Annotated in this window: 15 protein-coding genes; 6 read left to right on the forward strand and 9 right to left on the reverse strand. The window is 62.1% G+C overall.

Annotated features, from left to right (window positions below):
* Positions 1-3: 3 nt before the first annotated feature.
* Complete coding sequence (gene cysC / locus IPK17_RS27500; RefSeq protein WP_343420894.1) at positions 4-558, reverse strand: adenylyl-sulfate kinase; 555 nt, start codon at positions 556-558, stop codon at positions 4-6.
* Positions 555-1,262, reverse strand: coding sequence for a phosphoadenylyl-sulfate reductase (locus IPK17_RS27505; protein WP_343420895.1), 708 nt, complete (start codon positions 1,260-1,262; stop codon positions 555-557). Before IPK17_RS27505 ends, cysC begins: the two co-directional genes overlap by 4 nt.
* A gap of 148 nt (positions 1,263-1,410) precedes the next feature.
* On the opposite strand from IPK17_RS27505, the gene IPK17_RS27510 reads away from it, so the two are divergent.
* Complete coding sequence (locus IPK17_RS27510) at positions 1,411-1,812, forward strand: RrF2 family transcriptional regulator (RefSeq protein ID WP_343420896.1); 402 nt, start codon at positions 1,411-1,413, stop codon at positions 1,810-1,812.
* A 21-nt stretch (positions 1,813-1,833) separates the two neighbouring features.
* Here IPK17_RS27510 and ssuD read toward each other — a convergent pair whose 3' ends face one another.
* Genes ssuD through IPK17_RS27525 form a run of 3 tightly spaced genes read right to left on the reverse strand, consistent with a single transcriptional unit; the run spans position 1,834 to position 5,216 of the window.
* Positions 1,834-2,949, reverse strand: a complete 1,116-nt coding sequence (ssuD, locus tag IPK17_RS27515; protein WP_343421514.1) for an FMNH2-dependent alkanesulfonate monooxygenase — start codon at positions 2,947-2,949, stop codon at positions 1,834-1,836.
* 2 nt (positions 2,950-2,951) lie between these two features.
* Entirely contained in the window at positions 2,952-3,488 is a 537-nt protein-coding gene (ssuE, locus tag IPK17_RS27520; protein WP_343420897.1) for an NADPH-dependent FMN reductase, read from the reverse strand.
* Between the two features lie 33 nt (positions 3,489-3,521).
* A complete protein-coding gene (locus IPK17_RS27525) occupies positions 3,522-5,216 on the reverse strand; it encodes an NADPH-dependent assimilatory sulfite reductase hemoprotein subunit (protein WP_343420898.1) in 1,695 nt (564 codons plus the stop codon).
* A gap of 272 nt (positions 5,217-5,488) precedes the next feature.
* Here IPK17_RS27525 and IPK17_RS27530 point away from each other — a divergent pair, with 272 nt between their 5' ends.
* From IPK17_RS27530 to cobA, 3 genes are read left to right on the forward strand one after another with little or no spacing between them, the layout of a single operon-like run.
* The gene (locus IPK17_RS27530) at positions 5,489-6,316 is read left to right on the forward strand and encodes a CbiX/SirB N-terminal domain-containing protein (protein WP_343420899.1); all 828 of its coding nucleotides are present in this window, start codon (positions 5,489-5,491) and stop codon (positions 6,314-6,316) included.
* Positions 6,309-6,809 carry a DR2241 family protein gene (locus tag IPK17_RS27535; RefSeq protein ID WP_343420900.1) on the forward strand — a complete coding sequence of 167 codons (501 nt, stop codon included), beginning with the start codon at positions 6,309-6,311 and terminating at the stop codon, positions 6,807-6,809. Before IPK17_RS27530 ends, IPK17_RS27535 begins: the two co-directional genes overlap by 8 nt.
* A complete protein-coding gene (gene cobA / locus IPK17_RS27540) occupies positions 6,806-7,564 on the forward strand; it encodes a uroporphyrinogen-III C-methyltransferase (RefSeq protein WP_343420901.1) in 759 nt (252 codons plus the stop codon). Before IPK17_RS27535 ends, cobA begins: the two co-directional genes overlap by 4 nt.
* Here cobA and epsC read toward each other — a convergent pair.
* The 4 genes from epsC to IPK17_RS27560 form a co-directional block, all read right to left on the reverse strand.
* Positions 7,561-8,226: a serine O-acetyltransferase EpsC gene (gene epsC, locus IPK17_RS27545; RefSeq protein WP_343420902.1), complete on the reverse strand. Its 666-nt coding sequence runs from the start codon at positions 8,224-8,226 to the stop codon at positions 7,561-7,563. The genes cobA and epsC overlap by 4 nt on opposite strands.
* A gap of 2 nt (positions 8,227-8,228) precedes the next feature.
* The gene (cysK, locus tag IPK17_RS27550) at positions 8,229-9,161 is read right to left on the reverse strand and encodes a cysteine synthase A (RefSeq protein WP_343420903.1); all 933 of its coding nucleotides are present in this window, start codon (positions 9,159-9,161) and stop codon (positions 8,229-8,231) included.
* 252 nt (positions 9,162-9,413) lie between these two features.
* A complete protein-coding gene (locus IPK17_RS27555; RefSeq protein WP_343420904.1) occupies positions 9,414-10,016 on the reverse strand; it encodes a DUF305 domain-containing protein in 603 nt (200 codons plus the stop codon).
* A gap of 4 nt (positions 10,017-10,020) precedes the next feature.
* Positions 10,021-10,641, reverse strand: a complete 621-nt coding sequence (locus IPK17_RS27560; protein WP_343420905.1) for a thioredoxin-like domain-containing protein — start codon at positions 10,639-10,641, stop codon at positions 10,021-10,023.
* Positions 10,642-10,814: 173 nt separating this feature from the next.
* Between IPK17_RS27560 and IPK17_RS27565 the strand changes: the two genes are divergently transcribed.
* Positions 10,815-11,492 carry a response regulator transcription factor gene (locus tag IPK17_RS27565; RefSeq protein ID WP_343420906.1) on the forward strand — a complete coding sequence of 226 codons (678 nt, stop codon included), beginning with the start codon at positions 10,815-10,817 and terminating at the stop codon, positions 11,490-11,492.
* 9 nt (positions 11,493-11,501) lie between these two features.
* Positions 11,502-12,929, forward strand: a complete 1,428-nt coding sequence (locus IPK17_RS27570) for a sensor histidine kinase (RefSeq protein WP_343420907.1) — start codon at positions 11,502-11,504, stop codon at positions 12,927-12,929.
* The last annotated feature ends 90 nt before the right edge of the window (positions 12,930-13,019 follow it).

A 13,019-nucleotide genomic window follows, 5' to 3' on the forward strand; every position in this document is an offset into this window, starting at 1 on the left:
GAATTAGTCTCCACTCACGGCGGCTTCGGCCACCGGGATCAAGTTGTGCGCTTCGAGATAGTCCAACACCGTCCCCACGCTCTCTTGCAGCGTCTCGTTTTCGGTGTGCAGCGTGATTTCCGGGTTGAGCGGCGCTTCATATGGATCGTCCACGCCCGTGAAATCCTTCAGTTCGCCCGCGAACGCCTTGGCGTACAGTCCTTTGACATCGCGGGCCGCGCACGTTTCAATCGGCGTGGCGACATGCACCTCGATGAAGTTGGTCGTCTCGCGACGGGCGTTGTCACGCGCTTCACGGTATGGCGAAATGAATGAGGCGATCACGCCCACGCCATTGCGCGAGAGCAGCTTGGCGACGAACGTCACGCGCTCAATGTTCTTATCGCGATCTGCCTTGCTGAAGCCGAGGTCGCGTGTCAGCCCCTGCCGCACCGTATCCCCATCCAGCCGTTCGACCAGCACCCCGCGCGCTTGCAGTTCGCGTTCCAGTTCGACGGCGATCGTCGTCTTGCCCGCCCCGGACAGTCCGGTGAGCCACAGTGTAAAGCCTTGCGTCATGCCTTCTTCTCCAGAGGTAAGTGAATGCCACATTCGATTTTTGCCTGCCCACTCCACCGCCCGGCCCGCGCGTCTTCGCCGGGGCGAACGGCGCGCGTGCACGGCTGGCAGCCGATGCTCAGATAGTTTTGGTCATGGAGCGGATTATACGGAAGGTCATAAGCGCGGATGTAGGTCCACACCATCTCCTCCGTCCACGTCGCGAGCGGCGCGAGTTTCACATTGTCATACTTGCTATCCCACGAGACGACCGCTGAACCCCGCCGCGTTTCCGCTTGATCGCGCCGGATGCCCGTAATCCACGCCGCGTACCCGCGCAGCGTGTCGCCGAGCGGCACCGTCTTGCGCAGATGACAGCATTGGTCGGGGTTACGCTGCCATAACGCGTCACCATAGGTTTCCGCCTGCTGCGCGACCGTTTGCGCTGCGCGGACGCGCGTCACCGTGAGGTTGAACTGGCGTTCCCACTGCTCGACCAGGGCGTAGGTCTCCGGGAACAACAGTCCCGTATCCAGCGTCAAAACTGAGATCTCCGGCGCGATATCGAGCAGCATATGCAGCATGACCAGCCCGGTCGGCTGAAAGCTGGTGACGAGCGCCAGCCCGTCGCCGTAGGTGTCCGCCGCCCAGCGCAGAATGTCCTGCGGCGCGGCCTGTTCCAACTGCAAATTCAGTTCAGTCAGGTCATCTCGTAGTTGAGTCAATTGCTGTCGCTTTCAGAACTTAAGCGTCCGTTATCTTACTACTCTTTTATGACTTAGCCTATTGTGTAAGTCATCATAAGTTTATGGCGTTGAATTGGTGTAAAATATGCTGCAAAGTATTTTGTCTTCTCCGTTCGTTTGGGAATCTATGAAACTGACATCACGCAGCGAGTACGCGTTGCTCGCCTTGGTCTACTTAGCACGGCAGCCCGCCGATACTTATACGCGGGTGGAGGAGATTGCAACGCAGCAAGGCATTCCCCCCAAATTTCTCGAACAAATCCTGCTGACGCTCAAGCGCGGGCAGTACTTGTCCAGCCTGAAGGGGCACAACGGCGGCTACCGCGTGAATAAAGCGCCGAAAGACATCACGCTCGCCGATGTGATCCGCCTGCTGGACGGCCCGATTGCGCCGACCGAATCGGTCAGCAAATATTTCTACCGCTCCACGCCCATCGAGAAGGAACCGGCGCTGGTCAAGCTGTTCACCGAGATTCGGGACTGCGTGCTCAGTATCATCGAAGGCACGACGCTCGCGGACATTTGCTGAGATCACGATCGGCGGCTCCGGCTACTGCCACGTCGTCGGCAGACGATCGGGACTGAACACGTCATCACGCTGGCGCAGTTTGTCACGCCACGCGGGCAGGCGCGGGAACAGCAGTTCCGCCACCTGATACGTCTCTTCAAGGTGCGGGTAGCTCGACAGGATAAAACTGTCCGCACCAATGTCGACGTATTCCTGCAAGCGCTCCGCCAGCGTATCGGGATCGCCGACCAGCGCCGTCCCCACACCTTTGTTGATCAGGCCGATGCCCGCCCACAGGTTCGGGCTGACTTCGAGCGCCTCGCGGCTGCCGTTGTGCAGGGAGGCCATGCGCGCCTGCCCCACCGAGTCGAAGCGCGCGAGGTGTGCCTGACTAGCGGCAATCGCCGTGTCGTCAGCGTAGCGCAGCACGTTTTCGGCGGCTTTCCACGCGTCCTCAGCACGTTCGCGCACGAAGATGTGCGCGCGCACACCAAAGCGCACGGTGCGACCAAAACGCGCGGCGTGTTCGCGCACGCGGTCAAATTTCTCTTTCATCATGGCGGGCGGTTCGGCCAGCGACAGGTACACATCAACGTGTTTGGCCGATACTTCCAGCGCAACCGGGGACGAACCGCCGAAATACAGCGGCGGATACGGACGCTGCACCGGGGGCAGCAGCAGCTTGCCACCTTCGATGCGCAGGTGATCGCCCGCGAAATCGACGGGCTGGCCGCTGAATAACTGCCGCCAGATCGTCAGGAATTCGTCGGTGACGCGGTAGCGCTCATCATGGCTCAGGAATGTGCCATCGCCTGCCAGTTCGACCGGGTCGCCGCCCGTGATGATGTTGAGCAGCAACCGACCGCCGGACAAGCGGTCAAACGTGGCCGCCATGCGCGCCGCCAGCGTCACCGACAGGCTGCCCGGTCGCACCGCGATCAGGAACTTCATGCGCTGCGTCAGCGGGATGAGCGACGCCGCCAGCATCCACGAGTCTTCGCAACCCGCGCCCGTCGGCAGCAGCGCCCCGGTAAAGCCAAGTGTATCCACCGCCCGCGCCACCGTCTCCAGATAGCTCGCGCTCGTGTTGCGGCGGCTAATCTGGGTCCCCAAATAGCGCGTATCACCGTGACCGGGAATAAACCACAAAATTTCCATCATTAACCTCTGCTGGTAAGCAGCCCGGCGAGCTGCTTGATTGTCGAGTTGAGGCGGTCATCGGCGGCTCCCTCGAGCTGGACTTCGGCTCCCGGCGCGTTGATGAACTGACTGTCCTGCAAGTACACGCCGCCAAGAATGTGCGTCGAGCCGAGCGCGCTCAGCACCGGGCGCAGCGCGTAATCGATGGCCAGCATGTGCGCCAGCGATCCGCCCGTCGCGATGGGCAGCACAACCTTCCCGGCCAGCGCATCCTGCGGCAGCAGGTCCAGAAATACCTTGAGGATGCCGCTGTAGGCCGCTTTGTAGATTGGTGTGGCGACCACCACGCCCCGAGCCGAGGCTACCAGTTCCACCGCCGAAGCAATCGTCAGCGCGGATGACCGCGCAAACAGCAGGTCTTCGGCGGGCAGATCACGCACGTTGACGCCAGCGGTCGTAATGCCGAACGTTTCGAGGCGCGCGCGGACGAGTCCCAGAAGCGCCGCGGATTTCGATGTGGCGGAGGGGCTGCCGCCAATGGTCACAATGGAGGGCATGGTCTGCGTCCGATCTCTCTACTCGTTCTCGTATCAGTCGCCGTACGCGCCGAGCGTGCGCCACTCGTCGGCGATGAGCGCGCGCAGTTCTTCGAGCCCGGTGCGCATCACGAAGTCGCCGAAAGCCTCGCCCGCGTCCCGTCCATCGCGGTACGCTGCCAGCACGGGATACAGCGCGGCGATCAGTTGGTCGAGCGGCACCAAGTCGAGGAACGGCCGCGCCAAGCGCGTGCCGACCGGACTGCCGCCGAGGAAAATCGTGTACTTGTCAAGCGACCGCCCAACGAACGCGATCTCGGCGACATAGGGACGCGCGCACCCGTTCGGGCAGCCCGTCATGCGCGCGGTGATGTCCGCGTCCGGGATGCCAAGTTCGTCCAACGTCGTCTCCAGTTGGTCGATGACGCGGGGGAACACACGTTCCGCTTCGGTGATTGCAAGGCCGCAGGTCGGCAGCGCGACGCAGGCCAACGCGTTGCGGCGCGCGTTCGAGATCGCTTCCACCCGGCGGATTCCGTACTCGTCGAGCAGCGCGTCCACCGCCGCGCGATCCTCCGCCTGAATTTCTGTGAGCAGGAGATTCTGCTGCGGCGTCAAGCGCACGGACAAGCCGAAGCGTTCGATCACCGCGCGCAAACCGGAGCGCAGACGGTAAGCACCGCGATCCGCAATCCGCCCATTTTCCACATGCAAACCGAGATACCAGCGGCCATCACCCTGTTCGTTCCACCCAAGATGATCGTGGACCGCAAACGCAGGCTGCGGCTTGACCGGAGTCAACGCGAACCCGACACGCCGTTCCAGTTCATCCCGGAACCACTGCACGCCGCGATCCGCCAGAATATACTTGAGGCGCGCATGCTTGCGATTCTCACGGTCACCAAAGTCACGGTGAATGGTGACGACCGCCGTCACCGCTTCCACCACCTGATCCGGCGTCAAAAACGCGATTTCGTCGGCGAGCCGGGCATAGGTCGCATCGTTGTTGTGGGTCATGCCCATGCCTCCGCCTGCCAGCAGGTTGAAGCCGATCAACTGCTGGTCGTCGTCAAACAGCGCCACGAGGCCGACATCGTTGGTGTACACGTCGACGCAGTTGTCGCCCGCATAGGCGATGGCGATCTTGAACTTGCGCGGCAAATACGTCTTCTTGTAGAGCGGATCGTCGATCTCGTGGTCGTCGACGATCTCTTCGTCGTCCACCCAGATTTGGTGATAGGCATTCGTCTTGGGGAAAAACGCTTCGGTCAGTGTGAGCGCGAAGTCCTGCACCGCGCGACGCTGCGGGTCAGCCGTGGGCGCGGGGCACGCGACCACATTGCGCACGATGTCGCCGCACGCGCCGAGCGTGGTCACGAACGCATGGTTGATTTCGCGGATCGTCTCGCGCAGTTCACCTTTGAGTACCCCGTGAAACTGGAACGTCTGCCGGGTGGTGATGCGCAGCGTACCATTCGCGTACTTGTCGGCGATGTCGTCGTGCGCGATGTACTGCGCCGTCGTCAACTGCCCGCCGGGCAAGCGCGTGCGGATCATCATCGAGTGATGATCCGCCGTCCGATCCAATTTGCGCGCGTCGCGATCTTCCTGCTGATAAATGCCGTGAAACTTCAGCAGCTTGTCCGCCGCGCCGCTGAAAAAGCGGTCGCTGTTGGCGAGTTCGTCGCCAATGGTGCCGCGTAATCCGCGGCTTTCCGCCTTGATTTGCTCTACGCTTTGTTTCGCCATAATCCTGCTTCTGACAACAAAAAAGCCCTGGCACATGTGCCGGGGCTTTTGCGATCTTCGTAAAATCCGATCAGCGTCTTACAAACGAGCGTCCAGGCAGCATGCAGTATGTGGTCTTGCACACAGACAACACATCGTACATGCGGGACAGAACGCGAAATGCGCCACGGAGTAACCTGTTTTTTGTCGTAAACGAGTAACGCTGGAAGAATATAGTAGAATGGCGAACTTGTCAACCAACTGAATCAACTAGATTGGGATAGTCGGGTAAGATGACAACAGCACTGATTCTCGCGGGACACGGTTCACACATCAGCCCGCAGACGGCGGGCTTGGTCTGGCGGCATGTGGATCGCCTGCGCGCGCTGGGCGTGGCCGATGAAGTCACGGCGGCGTTCTGGAAAGAGCAACCGTCGTACGCCAACGTGCTCTACTCGATCTCTGCTCACGATATCACCGTGATTCCGGTGTTCACGGCGAAAGGCTTCTTCACGCAGTCGGTCATCCCTGCCGAAATGGGACTAACCGGAGCGATCACCGAGTGTGACGGGCGCCGCATCCGCTACACGCCGTCGCTGCACGAACATCCCTACCTCGCGCAGGTGGTCCGTGCCCGCGTTGACGCAGCACTGCGCGACTACGATCTCCTTCCGGAGCAGACGGCGGTCGCTATCATTGGGCACAGCACCCGCCGCAATCCAGACAGCCGCAAAGCGACCGAAGCGCACGCCGAACGGATCCGCGCCGCCGGAGTCGCCGCCGAAGTCCACGCCATTTATCTGGACGACGAACCAGAAATCGCCGAAATCTATACGCTCAGCCGAGCGCCCAACCTCATCGCCGTGCCGTATTTCCTCGCCGCCGGGTCGCATACCACCATTGATGTGCCGCGCGAACTGGGGCTGGAACCGGGGATGAATCAGGGGACGGTGCAGGGACGGCAAGTCATCTACACCGCTCCGGTCGGCGTGGATGACGACCTGCTCAACGTGATCCTCGCGCTCGCTCGGGAGGCAGGCGCGCCGCTGTTTGAGCCGAAACCAACCCTCGACGCGTGGCAAGGCTTTCCGTCAGTCGAGATCCGAGAAGCTCTTGACTGAGCAGAACCGTCCACAGGCGAGCCGTTTCGGTGGGCTGCGGCTGAGCTTGGACGACGTGCGCGCCTGGGGTGACGATGACGCGCACGAGATCATCGAGACGCCCACGGCCCTGCGTCAGCGGGTGCGCGAAAACCCGTTCCGCTCGCTGGCAACATCCGACGATCTGCCGCGCGGCTGGCGCGTGCCCATCACTGATCCGGCACAGATCCATGCGGTGATTGAAACCGTCTACCCCGGCGTGATCGGGTTGTTCGCATCCGAACCGATGGGACAGTTCCGCGCACATCCGCTGGCGGAGACGGCACGGCGGCAGCTCGGCATGTATCGCAGCTTGGAGACGCTGCCGCGAGCAGCTCAGTCGAAGCTGGTCGAGCGGGTGTGCGGTCGGTGCATTCTCGAACCACTTTGGTTTGACCAGCCGGAGATATACGAGCTACCGTGCCCTGAACCGTGCAATCACTGGTTGAGCGCCGCGTTGGAGGAAACATCATGAACGTAGGCAAAGTCTATCTGGTGGGCGCGGGGCCGGGCGATCCGGGATTGATCACCGTGAAAGGGATGGACCTACTGCGGCGCGCCGATGTGGTCGTGCACGACCGCCTCATCCCGCACGAACTGCTGAGAGAATGCCGCGCCGACGCCGAGATCATCGACGCGGGCAAAGCGCAGCACGATCACCGCATCCCGCAGCCGCAGATCAACGCGCTGCTGGTGGAAAAAGCGCGGGCGGGCAAGCTGGTCGTGCGCCTCAAAGGCGGTGATCCTTTCGTGTTCGGGCGTGGCGGCGAAGAAGCGCTGTTTTGCCATGCGGCGGGCGTTCCGTTTGAAGTCGTGCCTGGCGTGTCGAGCGCCATCGCCGCCCCGGCCTACGCGGGCATCCCCGTGACCGACCGCGCGCTGGCGAGTGCCTTCACCGTGTTCACCGGGCACGAGAACCCAAACAAGCCGGAAAGCGCGGTCGACTATCCAGCGATTGCTGCCGCCGCGCGCGCCGGGACACTCGTGCTGCTCATGGGCGTAACCTACCTGCCGCAGATCATCGCGGAACTGCTCAAAGCGGGCATCGATGGCGCGAAACCTGCCGCCTGCATTGAATCTGGCACCACGCCGGATCAGCGCGTGATCGTCGGCACGGTGGATACGATTGTCGGTTTAGCGCAGGTGGCCCAGGTCGGCTCCCCCACGCTGTTCGTCATCGGCGATGTCGTCAACCTGCGCGCGCAGGGGCTCGACTGGCAGACGCCCTAGATCGCGAAGTCGAGCTCATCCTGCCACGCGTCCTGATCTTCGCGCAGATGCGCCTCGATCCGTTCGAGCCGCGCCAGCACGAGATCCAGACGCGTTGCCAGCACATCCGGCAGTTGATCATGCTGCAAGTCGACCGGATCAGCGCGGCGTTCCCGCGTCACCACTTTGCCCGGAATGCCAACGACGACCTTCTCCGCCTCAACATCTTTGACGACGACCGAGTTCGCGCCGATGCGGCTGTGCTTGCCAATGGTGATCGCGCCGAGCACCTTCGCGCCCGCGCCGACCGTCACGTGATCTTCGAGCGTGGGGTGGCGCTTGCCATGCGACAAGCTCACCCCGCCGAGCGTCACCCCGTGGTACAGCGTGACATCGTCGCCGATCTCCGCCGTCTCGCCAATGACTACCCCCATGCCGTGATCGATGAACAGCCGCCGTCCGATTTTCGCGGCGGGGTGAATCTCAATGCCCGTCAGCCAGCGCGCGAACACGGCCAGACCATGCGCGAGAAAGTGCAGCCGCGCGTTCCACATCCGGTGAGCGATCCGGTGCAGCCAGATGGCGTGCAGCCCCGGATAAAACAGGATCACTTGCAGCGGTGCATACGCTGCAGGATCGCGCGTCAGCACCGACTGAATATCTTCGCGCATGGTCGCAAACATGATTACTCCATCAAATGACTGTACAGAGCGGTCGAGAGGTAGCGTTCGCCGAAGGACGGGATGATCACGACGATCAGTTTGCCCGCGTTTTCGGGACGCTTGGCCACTTGCAGCGCGGCCCACGTCGCCGCGCCCGACGAAATACCGACGAGCAGACCTTCGTCGGTCGCCATGCGGCGGGCGGTCGTGAACGCGTCATCGGCAGGGACAGGGATCACCTCATCATAGATCTGCGTGTTGAGCACCTTGGGCACAAAGCCTGCGCCAATCCCCTGAATGGGGTGCGGCCCTTTTTGCCCGCCGGAGAGCACAGGTGACGCAGCGGGTTCGACGGCGATCAGCTTGACGTCCGGCTTGCGCTCCTTGAGCACCTCGCCGACACCCGTGATCGTGCCGCCCGTGCCGATCCCGCTCACGAGGAAGTCGATCTGCCCATCGGTGTCGCGCCAGATTTCTTCGGCGGTCGTGCGGCGATGCACGGCGGGGTTCGCCGGGTTCTCGAACTGCTGCGGAATCCACACGTTCGGGTCAGCAGCGGCCAGTTCCTGCGCTTTGGCAATCGCCGCGCCCATACCGCCCGGCCCGGGCGTGAGGATGAGTTCCGCGCCATACGCCTTGAGCAGCGCGCGGCGTTCCTTGCTCATCGTCTCCGGCATGATCAGGATCAGGCGGTAGCCGCGCTGCGCGCACACCATCGCCAGCGCGATCCCGGTGTTGCCGCTGGTCGGCTCGACGATCACGGTCTCCGGCTTGATCAGTCCGGCTTGCTCCGCCGCTTCGATCATCGACACGCCGATGCGGTCCTTGACGCTGTGCGCCGGGTTGAAGTATTCGAGCTTGGCGACCACCTGCGCTCCCGCGCCATCGGTGACGCGGTGCAGGCGGACGAGCGGCGTGTTTCCAATCAGTTGCGTGATGTTATCGGCAATCTTCATGATCAGTTCTCTCTCCTCAGCATGAATAAAAAAAGCGAGCCACTCTTGAGAGTGGCTCGCTGGGTTCACCGGGTTACGGAAATGTCAGAGCGACCTCACACCTCAAGGGGTGGTGGTTGGGCAGCGCACAGACACAGACAACAAACAACCGACAACATAGGGCGACATTTCCTGATTGCAGTGTGGTCGCATTATCGCACGAGTTCACGCCATACGCCATAGTCCGCTGTCATTGCCGATCTGTGTCGAACCTCACGGCCTGAGACTCTCCAGCAGCGCGATTTCCCGCTGCTGCGCGTCGATGATCGACTGCGCCAAGCGCCGCACAATCGGGGTATCCGAACGCGCCAGCAGCCCCTGCGCCATGTGTACCCCACCCTGATGATGCGCAATCATCAACGGGATGAACAGCGCATCGGCCTCCGATCCGTCCGCTGCCCGCAAGCTGGCGAGTTCGTCATCGGTCGCCATACCGGGCATCAGGCCGCTGCTCACCGCCATGTCCATCCACGCCATCGGCAGATCAGCGCTGGCAATCGGCTCGCCCCACACGCTGAGCCAGCCCTGCATCTGCCCGAGCTGCGCCTGCTGCGTCAGCGCCATATCCAGCGCAATCGTCTTGAGATCGGGGTTATCCGTGCGGTCATAGAGCAGCATCGCCATGTCCACGGCCTGCGCGTGATGCACAATCATGTCCCGCGCAAACCCGAGTTCGGCAGCATTCGCTGGCGGCTCAGCCGTTGGACGCAGAATGATCAGCGCGAGCAAGGCCGCTAGCAAGCACACGAACAGCGCGATCTCACGCAAGCGTCCAGCAGGCGTGGAGCGTGCCTGCGGTTGTTCGATCACGGTCATGTGCTTAGCTCTTCGTCAGGGTGACGCCGCCGCTGCACACCGCGCCCAATTCCGGGGTCTGTTCGCCCTGTTCATACTTGAGGATGAACTGCATCAGGCGCACATCGTCGGCATTGTCGAGCCGCAGTTGGTAGCCCCACGCCGACAAAATGATCGGGCTGTCGATGCCGGGATATGGGCTGAGCAGGCGGTGCGTGCTGCGCCGGGTGATGTCGCGCAGGGTCGCCACCTGATCCGCGGCCAGATCCGGCTGGTAGGTGATCCAGACCGCGCCGTGTTCGAGCGAATGCACGGCATATTCGTCGAACAGGGGTTCGGTATACACCCCGCACTGCTGCCACACGCTGTAATGCGGCCCGCCGACCGGGGGCGTCTGCTCGTAGTCGACCGGATCGTTCACATGCGAGGGCTGCGGGCGTGGGAACACTTCCACGCCGTCGATATCGGTATTGCGGACTGCATAGTTGCTGCCGGAACTGATAGCCACAATGCCGATAATGAGTACGGTGACCAGCACCGTCCCACCGATGATGATCCGATCCAGCGTCAACCACTGCGCCCAGAAACTTGGCGCCGGCGCGGGCGGCTTAGGCGCACCGCGCTTCACGCTGCGTTGAGACGACATACTTGTATCCTTTTAGTGCTGTTGTGAACTAGGGCAAGTGTCAAAAGCCGAGGTGAGGCTGGACTTGACGTTTCCTGAAAGTTCGCTGATTGCGCGGTAGTTTCAGCGATCTTTCAGTCGGTGCATGGTTTACAATGCAGGACATACTCTGTCCATGAATGCAGGTCTGAACCATGCCGACTGTGTTAATCGTCGATGACAACCAGAAAATGATCGATATGCTGCGCCGCACGCTCGTCTACGAGGGCTATGATGTACTCACCGCCTTTGATGGGCAGCAGGCGCTTACACTGGCGCAGGCGCACCGCCCGGATGTGATCGTGCTCGACTGGCTGATGCCGCGCGTGGATGGTCTGGAAGTCGCCAAACGTGTGCGCAAAGCCGACGGCATCCCGATCATCATGCTGACCGCGCGCGACACGCTCGAAGACAAAATCATGGGGCTGGACAGCGGCGCCGACGATTATCTGGTCAAGCCGTTTGAACCGGGCGAGCTCTTAGCCCGCATCCGCGCGCTGCTCCGCCGCTCCGTTCCAAATGAGGGCGAGACGCCGCTCGTGTTTGACGATCTCAGCATCGACCCGCTCACGCGCGATGTGCGCCGCGGCGGTCGGCTGATTCCGCTCAGCCCCAAAGAATACGACCTGCTCACCTGCTTTTTGCGCCAACCGCGCCGCGTAATCAGCCGCGAAAAACTGCTCGAAGATGTGTGGAGCTACGACTTTGGCGGTGATGCCAACGTGCTCGAAGTCACCGTGGGTCACCTGCGCGCTAAACTGGAAGCGGGCGGTGAACCGCGCCTGATTCAGACTGTCCGCGGCGTCGGCTATATGCTGCGCCTCAATGAATAGCGAATAACCATGTCCATTCGCCTGCGCCTCACCCTGCTCTACAGTCTGATCCTCGCTGCCACGCTGACCGTATTCAGCGTGGTCGTGCTGGTCGTGGTCAAGCATTCGACGCGCGACATGCTGCAAGACACGCTCGCCAATGAGATGAGCCGTCTGATCGACAATGCGGCCAACGCGCCGAATTATGTCCAGTGGCCGACGGATACCTTAAGCAGTGGCGAGACCTACTGGCAGGCCTGCGACCGTTCCGGCCATATGATCGACCAGACGAGCAACCTTCAGGGCAACATTCTTCCGCTCAGCACGCCGAGTCTGGAATTGGTTCAAGCCGGACAACCCGTCTATGAGACAACCTACGTCGAAGACTTACCCATGATGATCTACAGCCAACCCATGGTCGACCGGGGGCGCGTGACCGGCATCCTGCAGGTGGCGCGCTCCACAGCGGACCAAGAACAGGGGTTGATCGTGCTCGAGACCACGCTGATCGTCGGCAGTCTGGCGATGTTCGCGCTGGCGGTGGGCAGTGGGTGGGTGCTCTCCGGGGCAGCGCTGCGCCCTGTCGATCAACTGACGCGCACCGCCGGGCTCATCCGCGCCGAGCGCAATTTTGAGCGGCGCGTCGAGTATCGCGGGCCGCCGGACGAGATCGGCAAGTTGGCGACGACCTTCAACGCGATGCTCGCCGCGCTGCAGGAAGCTTATCAACAGGTGACCGACGCGCTGCAAACGCAGCGGCATTTCGTCGCCGATGCCTCGCATGAACTGCGCACGCCGCTCACGACCATGCGCGGCAACCTCGCCCTGCTCCAGCGCGATCCGCCGATCAGCGCCGCCGATCGGCAGGAAGTTCTGAATGACATCGTCGACGAGAACCAGCGGATGATCCGCTTAGTCCATGACCTGCTCACGTTGGCGCGTACCGACAGTACGCCGCATGCCGACCCCGCACCTGTGACCGTCCCCCCGCTCATCCGCGAAGTCGAGCGGCAGTTGAACGGCTGGAATCGCGAGTGCGACTTCCGCATCACCATGCCGGAGTCGGTGACCGTGCTCGGTGACCGGGACATGCTCAAACAGGTGCTGATCATATTGCTGGACAATGCCTGCAAGTTCACGCCGCCAGATGGGGATATTCATCTACGTGTATCGTGTGATGCGACCCATGCCCGCATTCAGGTGACGGACACCGGCATCGGCATCGCACCACGTGATCTGCCGCACATCTTCCAGCGCTTCTACCGCAGCGACCTTGCGCGCAACGGCGCGGGTTATGGCCTGGGTCTCTCGATTGCGGAAGTGCTCGTGAAGAAGCAGGGGGGTACGATCAGCGTGACGAGCACGGAAGGCCTCGGTTCCACCTTCACCGTTAGTCTGCCGCTGATCAAGGCGCACGAAGACGCGCCGCTCCTCACGCATCTGGAATCCGCGCTCTAGCGCCGCCGCAACCGAACCAGACATCTAGCGCTGACAAAACAAACGCCCGCCATCTTCGAAGATGGCGGGCGTCCCCCGATTTATCGTTAC

The organism is Candidatus Flexifilum breve (assembly GCF_016713355.1).

Coding starts and splice junctions, on each gene's coding strand:
- cysK (WP_343420903.1), bottom strand. CDS start 9,161: ATGAAGATTGCCGATAACATCACGCAACTGATTGGAAACACGCCGCTC.
- IPK17_RS27525 (WP_343420898.1), bottom strand. CDS start 5,216: ATGGCGAAACAAAGCGTAGAGCAAATCAAGGCGGAAAGCCGCGGATTA.
- ssuD (WP_343421514.1), bottom strand. CDS start 2,949: ATGGAAATTTTGTGGTTTATTCCCGGTCACGGTGATACGCGCTATTTG.
- epsC (WP_343420902.1), bottom strand. CDS start 8,226: ATGTTTGCGACCATGCGCGAAGATATTCAGTCGGTGCTGACGCGCGAT.
- IPK17_RS27570 (WP_343420907.1), top strand. CDS start 11,502: ATGTCCATTCGCCTGCGCCTCACCCTGCTCTACAGTCTGATCCTCGCT.
- cysC (WP_343420894.1), bottom strand. CDS start 558: ATGACGCAAGGCTTTACACTGTGGCTCACCGGACTGTCCGGGGCGGGC.
- IPK17_RS27555 (WP_343420904.1), bottom strand. CDS start 10,016: ATGACCGTGATCGAACAACCGCAGGCACGCTCCACGCCTGCTGGACGC.
- ssuE (WP_343420897.1), bottom strand. CDS start 3,488: ATGCCCTCCATTGTGACCATTGGCGGCAGCCCCTCCGCCACATCGAAA.
- IPK17_RS27530 (WP_343420899.1), top strand. CDS start 5,489: ATGACAACAGCACTGATTCTCGCGGGACACGGTTCACACATCAGCCCG.
- IPK17_RS27510 (WP_343420896.1), top strand. CDS start 1,411: ATGAAACTGACATCACGCAGCGAGTACGCGTTGCTCGCCTTGGTCTAC.
- IPK17_RS27565 (WP_343420906.1), top strand. CDS start 10,815: ATGCCGACTGTGTTAATCGTCGATGACAACCAGAAAATGATCGATATG.
- IPK17_RS27560 (WP_343420905.1), bottom strand. CDS start 10,641: ATGTCGTCTCAACGCAGCGTGAAGCGCGGTGCGCCTAAGCCGCCCGCG.
- cobA (WP_343420901.1), top strand. CDS start 6,806: ATGAACGTAGGCAAAGTCTATCTGGTGGGCGCGGGGCCGGGCGATCCG.